Consider the following 6,247-nt stretch of genomic DNA (forward strand, 5'->3'; position numbering starts at 1 on the left):
CTCCAGATGAATTGTCTTTGCTGTCCTGCGAAATTAGAGAGCCGGTGCCGGCCCCGTCGTTCCCCAAGGCGATTCGTAGAGTTCGCGCAGTGCCACGACGGCGGCGCCCTGCGCCCAGGTCTCGTCGGTCGACTGGTCGAAAACCAGTTCGGTCACACCCCTGATCGACGGTGGAATAGCCAGTGAATAGGCCTCCCGCAGGCTGTCGAGGAAGGGCTGGCCGAGCGCCAGGCTCGAACCCACGAGAATGACGCGCGGCGGGGCAAACAGCGTGACGATGTTGGCGAGCGCCATGCCGCAGGCCTCGCCGGCACGAATGGCCGCGCTGATGAGCGAGACATCCTCGGCATCGATCAGCGTCTTGGCATGCGCCATTCCGCGTCCGAGGCGGATGGCTTCGGCAAAACGGCCGCTCGGCTGATCGCCGAGAATGGCGCTCTCGCCGGCAAGGCTTGCCAAACGAATGATGCCCTGTGGTCCCATGCCGAGAACGAGGTCGCCAAGGTTATGGCTGAGGCCGCCGGCGCCGCGAAAGAGCTGGCCGCCATGCAGAACACCCAGGCCCAGCGTCTGCTCTAGCGATACCAGTACCATGTCGTCCAGGTCTCTCGCCTTGCCGAACCAGTGGTGCGCGAGCGTGATGGCATGTGCATCGCTTTCGACGATGGTGGTCACGCCCAGCCGCTCCGACATTTCCTTGGCGAAATCGACGCCGGCTTCTCGGAAGATCGGGCTGGTGCGGACATGGCCGGTGCGGTGCTCGACGACACCGGGCAGGCCGAGGCAGACGGAATCGATCTCGTCCAGCGCCAGATTGGCGTCAACGACGCAGCGGCGCACGCCATCCTCGAGGAGATCGGCGATAACGCCGATCGGTTGGCGGTCGACGCGCAGCGCCAGTGTCAGCGTCGAGAGAACCTCGCCGCAAAAGTCCGTCACGACGAAGACCATGCGATTGGCGGCGATTTTCGCACCGACGACGCGCGCGGCATCCGGGTTGAGCTCCAGCATGACGCGGGGCCGGCCGCGGCTGGCCGCCTCGCGCAGGTCGCCTTCGGTGCGGGCCAGGATCAGCCCGTCATCCAGCAGCGAGGCCGTGATTGCCGAGACTGTGGTCGTGGAAAGCTGGGTGCGGTCGCTGATTTCGATACGTGCGATGGAGCCCGCCCGCCGGATCGTATCCAGCACATTGAAGCGGTTTATCGCCCGCATAAGCTCGGGATCTGCTGTTTTCATGAGAATGGCGCCGAATGACGGACCCGCTCGGCTGCGGCCTGATATTTTTAACGGAATGCGAATTAAATAGCCTATGGCCATTGCCCAATGTCAAGCCATTTTGCAGACGGTCTGCCGAAAATTTAGCGTTGGCGGTTGACATTTCAGCAAAGCTCCGTTGAATTATTCCGCATAAGGGAAAAAATATCTGAGGCTCTTGGTTCCCTTGGGAGGAGAAAATCATGATCCATCTACGCGGGGCCAAAGCCCTTCGCATCGCGGCTGTCGCCGCCACGACTGGACTGGCGATTCTCGCCGGCGCGACGGGCGCTGCTGCCGATACCGTCGTCAAATGGCTGCATCTGGAAACCGATCCGAATTATGTCGCCGTCTGGCGCAAGATCGCGGATCAGTATGAGGCCAAGCATCCCGGCACAAAGATAGAGATGCAGTTCCTGGCCAATGAGGCGTTCAAGGCGAAGCTGCCGACATTGCTGCAATCGAAGGACGCGCCCGATTTCTTCTTCAGCTGGGGCGGTGGTGTCTTGAAGCAGCAGCAGCAGACCGGCGCGCTGCTGGATCTGACTTCGGCAATGAACGCCAAGGATGGCGCTTGGCTCAAGAGCTACAATCAGGCGGCCATCAAGGGCCTGACCTTCGACGGCAAAATCAGCGCCGTTCCGTATAAGCTCGGCACGGTTTCCTTCTTCTATAACAAGGCGCTGTTCGCCAAGGCTGGCGTCGATGCGAGCTCTATCAAGACCTGGGACGATTATCTGGCCGCAGTCAAGAAGATCAAGGCTGCCGGTATTGCGCCGATCGCCGGCGGCGGCGGAGAGAAATGGCCGATCCATTTCTACTGGAGCTATCTGGTGATGCGCGACGGCGGTCAGCAGGTCTTCAACGACGCCAAGAACGGCAAGGGCAACGGCTTCAACGATCCGGCTATCATCAAGGCCGGCGAACAGCTTGCAGAGCTCGGCAAGCTCGAACCTTTCCAGCCCGGCTATCTCGGCACCACCTGGCCGCAGGCGCTCGGCGTCTTCGGCGACGGCAAGGCTGCAATGATCCTCGGCTTCGAAAATACCGTTGCCAACCAGCGCACCAATTCCGGTGACGGCAAGGGTCTGGCGGATGACAATATCGGCCGCTTCGCCTTCCCGGCCGTGACCGGCGGTGCCGGCCTTCCGACTGATACGCTCGGCGGGCTGAACGGCTGGGCTGTCACCAAGAAAGCCCCGCCCGAGGCGCTCGATTTCCTCGCTTATCTCACCAATGCCGAAAACGAGCGCACCATGGCGCAAGCCGGCATGATCATCCCGGTTGCCGTCGGTGCGGAAGATGGCGTCAAGGGTCCGCTGATGCACGAGGCTGCCGACCAGCTGGCGCATTCGACTTGGCATCAGAACTTCTTCGACCAGGATCTCGGCCCCTCGGTCGGCCGCGTCGTCAACGATGTGGCCGTCGGCATCGTCTCCGGCCAGATTTCGCCGAAGGATGGCGCGCAGCAGGTCCAGGATGCCTTCGAGCAGGACCAGCTCTAGCGCCCTCCGGCGCCGGCCTCTCCCTTGTGCCGGCGCCGGTTCTTCTTTGAATTGCAACTGTCGAGACTGCCCATGACCGATGTCAGCGCCACGACCGCCATGCCTTCCGTCGCAAGAGTAAGACCCGCAGCGAAACGAAAGTCGCCGGCGGCGCGTGGCCGCCTGCCCGTCATTCTGCTGTTCCTGCCACCGGCGCTGCTGCTTTTCACCATTTTCGTCATCCTGCCGATGGGTGAAGCTGCCTGGTACAGCCTCTATCGCTGGAACGGCTACGGCCCGCCGACCGAGTTCGTCGGGCTGCGCAATTTCCAGGTTCTCTTCAAGAATGGCGCCTTTCTGACGTCGCTCAAGAACAATGCGCTGATCATCGTCGTGTCGATCGCCATCCAGGTGCCGCTTGCCATTTGGCTCGCGACGATGCTGGCGCACCGCATTCGCGGCGTAGTGCTTTTCCGGCTGATCTTCTTTCTGCCTTACGTGCTGGCCGAAGTGGCTGCCGGTCTGATCTGGCGCTTCGTTTATGACGGCGACTACGGCCTGTTCGCCGCGATCGCGCATTTCCTCGGCACGCCGACGCCCTACGTGCTCGCCGATAAGGATCTCGCGATGTATGCCGTGCTCGGCGTGATCGTGTGGAAATATTTCGGTTTTCACATGATGCTCTTCATCGCCGGTATGCAGTCGCTGGACAAGAGCGTGCTCGAGGCGGCCGAGATCGACGGCGCTACCGGCTGGCAGAAATTCCGCTACGTGACGCTGCCGCTGCTCGGCTCGACGCTGCGTCTTTCTGTCTTCTTCGCTGTCGTAGGATCGCTGCAGCTCTTCGACATGATCATGCCGCTCACCGGCGGCGGCCCGTTCAACTCGACCCAGACGATGGTGACCTTCCTCTACAATTTCGGCGTCACCCGCATGCAGGTCGGACTCGGCAGCGCCGTCGGCGTCGTTCTGTTCGTGATCTGCGTCACCCTCGCCTTCGGCTATAAACGGATATTTATGCGCAATGACTGATCTGGCCTCATCCGTTCGACTGACCACCGGCACAAAGATCTATCTCTATGTGTCGCTGACCATCATTGCCGCGATCGTGCTGATCCCGCTGCTGACGACGGCGCTCGGCGGCTTCAAGACGCTCGGCGATCTCCGCACCAACCCGTTTGGTCTGCCGGCCGAGTGGCATTTCGAGAATTATACCGGCATTCTGTTCGGCGACCGCTACTGGCGGCAGATGATGAATTCTCTGATCATCGCCGTGCTGACAGTGTTCCTGACGCTGTCGGTCTCGGCCATGGCCGCCTTCGCTTTCGCGCATGTGAAATTCTTCGGCTCGAATTTCCTGCTGAACTATTTCCTCATTGGCCTGATGTTTCCGGCCGCCACCGCCATCCTGCCGCTCTTCATCCGCATCCGCGATCTCGGCCTGCTCAACACCTATTGGGGCGTCGTGCTGCCGCAGGTGGCGTTCGGCCTCGGTATGAGCATCCTGCTCTTCCGGAATTATTTTCGAAACCTTCCGGAAGAATTGTTCCAGGCGGCCTTTGTCGACGGTTGCGGCTATATCCGTTTCTTCTGGCATATCTCGCTGCCGCTTTCGCGGCCGATCATCGCGACCGTCAGCATCATCTCCTTCGTCGGCAGCTGGAACAGCTATATCCTGCCGCTGATCATGCTGAACTCGGATTCGATCTATCCCTGGCCGCTCGGCATGATGGTCTATAGCGGCGAATTCGGCACGGAATGGGAGCTGGTGCTCGCCTTCATCACGCTGACCATCCTGCCCACGGTCATCGTCTTCTTCCTGGCGCAGAAGCACATCATTGCCGGTCTGACTGCCGGCGCCGTGAAATCCTGAGCCTTACTGGAGCGCAAACAACATGGCATCCGTCGAACTGCATAACATCCACAAGGCCTATGGGGCGCTGACCGTCATCCACGATATCTCGCTTTCGATCGAGGACGGAGAGTTCATCGCGCTCGTCGGCCCCTCCGGTTGCGGCAAATCCACGCTTCTGCGGATGATCGCCGGATTGGAGGAAATCACCGATGGCGATGTGTCGATCGGCGGGCAGGTGGTCAACTCGATGACGCCGCGCGAGCGTAACATCGCCATGGTCTTTCAATCCTACGCGCTTTATCCGCATATGACGGTCGCCGAGAATATGGGCTTCAACCTGAAGCTTTCGGGCGAGACCAAGCAGGTGATCGAACAGCGGGTCAATGAAGCCGCACGCATGCTCGATCTCACCAAGCTGCTCGACCGCAAGCCGGCGCAGCTTTCCGGTGGTCAACGCCAGCGCGTCGCCATGGGCCGCGCCATCGTGCGCAATCCCGCCGTCTTCCTGTTCGACGAGCCGCTCTCCAACCTCGATGCGAAGCTGCGCGTGCAGATGCGCTCCGAGATCAAGGCACTGCATCAGAAGGTGCAGACGACCTCGATCTACGTCACCCATGACCAGATCGAGGCGATGACGCTGGCCGACCGGATCGTGGTGTTGAACCAGGGCCGCATCGAGCAGCAAGGCACGCCAATCGAACTTTATCGCAAGCCGGCCAATCTCTTCGTCGCCGGCTTCATCGGCTCGCCGGCCATGAATTTTCTCGATGGCGTGGTCGAAGGCGTCGAGGGCGTTCCTGCCGTGCGGCTGAAGGACAGCACGCCGATCCGCATCGCTGGGGAACGCAAGGTGAAGGCGGGCCAGAGCGTGAAGGTTGGTTTGAGGCCCGAGCATCTGAGCCTTGCAAGTGCCGGTTCGCCCCTTACCGGTCAGACGCTGTTGGTCGAGCCGACCGGCGCCCAGACACACGTGCTCTTCGACCTTGCCGGCGAACAGGTGACGGCCGTTGTCGATGGCGAAGCACCGGTGCGCTATGGGCAGCCGCTGAATGTCTCGGTGAGCCCGGAGCAGGTCTATGTCTTCGACGCCGCGAGTGGCCTGGCTCTTTAGGTTCTCACATCGATGGAATCGACGCGATCGGGATAGAAGGCCATGTAATCCTTGATCCGGCTGACGGATGCATAGGGATTTTCATAGCTCCATATGGCGTTCACCGAACGCTCGCCGCCGGCTGGAATGCTGTAATAGGAGCATTCGCCCTTGTAGGGGCAATAGGTTTCGTGGCTGGCCTTTTCCAGCAGCGACATGTCAACATCCCTGCGGGGGATATAGATGACGGCTGGATAGGACGCCTCCTTGAGCGAAAGGGCCTCGTGCGTATCGGCGATCACCTTGCCGGCGACGGAGACGATGACATGGGCCTGCTTTTCCTCGATTGTGATTGGATGATCCGGACCAGGGATCTTGACTGCTCTTTCGGACATTCTGGCTCTCCTCAACTTTGGTGAATGTCAGATGAGTTTGGTTCTGCCGCCGCTTATGTGGTCTGCCCCTCACCCTAGGCTGTGGTGACGATTTAACTATCGTAGCCACATGGTTATGGCAGCGATGATGACGAAGCCTCTGAAGTTGGCGAGCAGCTTGTCGTAGCGG

At 60.6% G+C, this 6,247-nt stretch carries 6 protein-coding genes; 4 read left to right on the forward strand and 2 right to left on the reverse strand.

What is annotated here, in order from left to right; translation table 11 throughout:
* Nucleotides 1-33: 33 nt before the first annotated feature.
* The gene (locus tag FBZ99_RS24815) at nucleotides 34-1,236 is read right to left on the reverse strand and encodes an ROK family transcriptional regulator (protein ID WP_113353764.1); all 1,203 of its coding nucleotides are present in this window, start codon (nucleotides 1,234-1,236) and stop codon (nucleotides 34-36) included.
* Nucleotides 1,237-1,457: 221 nt separating this feature from the next.
* Here FBZ99_RS24815 and FBZ99_RS24820 point away from each other — a divergent pair, with 221 nt between their 5' ends.
* From FBZ99_RS24820 to FBZ99_RS24835, 4 genes are all read left to right on the forward strand, one after another.
* Nucleotides 1,458-2,759 carry an ABC transporter substrate-binding protein gene (locus tag FBZ99_RS24820; protein ID WP_145321946.1) on the forward strand — a complete coding sequence of 434 codons (1,302 nt, stop codon included), beginning with the start codon at nucleotides 1,458-1,460 and terminating at the stop codon, nucleotides 2,757-2,759.
* A 72-nt stretch (nucleotides 2,760-2,831) separates the two neighbouring features.
* Nucleotides 2,832-3,770 carry a carbohydrate ABC transporter permease gene (locus FBZ99_RS24825; RefSeq protein WP_113331556.1) on the forward strand — a complete coding sequence of 313 codons (939 nt, stop codon included), beginning with the start codon at nucleotides 2,832-2,834 and terminating at the stop codon, nucleotides 3,768-3,770.
* Nucleotides 3,763-4,611: a carbohydrate ABC transporter permease gene (locus tag FBZ99_RS24830; protein WP_015341575.1), complete on the forward strand. Its 849-nt coding sequence runs from the start codon at nucleotides 3,763-3,765 to the stop codon at nucleotides 4,609-4,611. The genes FBZ99_RS24825 and FBZ99_RS24830 overlap by 8 nt, the downstream gene beginning before the upstream one ends.
* A 22-nt stretch (nucleotides 4,612-4,633) precedes the next feature.
* Entirely contained in the window at nucleotides 4,634-5,704 is a 1,071-nt protein-coding gene (locus FBZ99_RS24835; protein WP_113331557.1) for an ABC transporter ATP-binding protein, read from the forward strand.
* On the opposite strand, the gene FBZ99_RS24840 is transcribed toward FBZ99_RS24835, so the two are convergent.
* Nucleotides 5,701-6,078 (reverse strand): DUF427 domain-containing protein, encoded by a 378-nt coding sequence (locus FBZ99_RS24840; RefSeq protein ID WP_145635511.1) that lies wholly within the window; start codon nucleotides 6,076-6,078, stop codon nucleotides 5,701-5,703. The two genes, FBZ99_RS24835 and FBZ99_RS24840, sit on opposite strands and share 4 nt — an antisense overlap.
* Between the last annotated feature and the right edge of the window lie 169 nt (nucleotides 6,079-6,247).

Origin of the sequence: Rhizobium sp. ERR 1071 (assembly GCF_007828675.1) — a bacterium.
GTDB classification, from domain to species: Bacteria; Pseudomonadota; Alphaproteobacteria; order Rhizobiales; family Rhizobiaceae; genus Rhizobium; species Rhizobium dioscoreae.

What these genes read in the sequence shown, in the direction of transcription:
- FBZ99_RS24840 (WP_145635511.1), bottom strand. Translation starts at nt 6,078, where the DNA reads ATGTCCGAAAGAGCAGTCAAGATCCCTGGTCCGGATCATCCAATCACA.
- FBZ99_RS24815 (WP_113353764.1), bottom strand. Translation starts at nt 1,236, where the DNA reads ATGAAAACAGCAGATCCCGAGCTTATGCGGGCGATAAACCGCTTCAAT.
- FBZ99_RS24830 (WP_015341575.1), top strand. Translation starts at nt 3,763, where the DNA reads ATGACTGATCTGGCCTCATCCGTTCGACTGACCACCGGCACAAAGATC.
- FBZ99_RS24825 (WP_113331556.1), top strand. Translation starts at nt 2,832, where the DNA reads ATGACCGATGTCAGCGCCACGACCGCCATGCCTTCCGTCGCAAGAGTA.
- FBZ99_RS24835 (WP_113331557.1), top strand. Translation starts at nt 4,634, where the DNA reads ATGGCATCCGTCGAACTGCATAACATCCACAAGGCCTATGGGGCGCTG.
- FBZ99_RS24820 (WP_145321946.1), top strand. Translation starts at nt 1,458, where the DNA reads ATGATCCATCTACGCGGGGCCAAAGCCCTTCGCATCGCGGCTGTCGCC.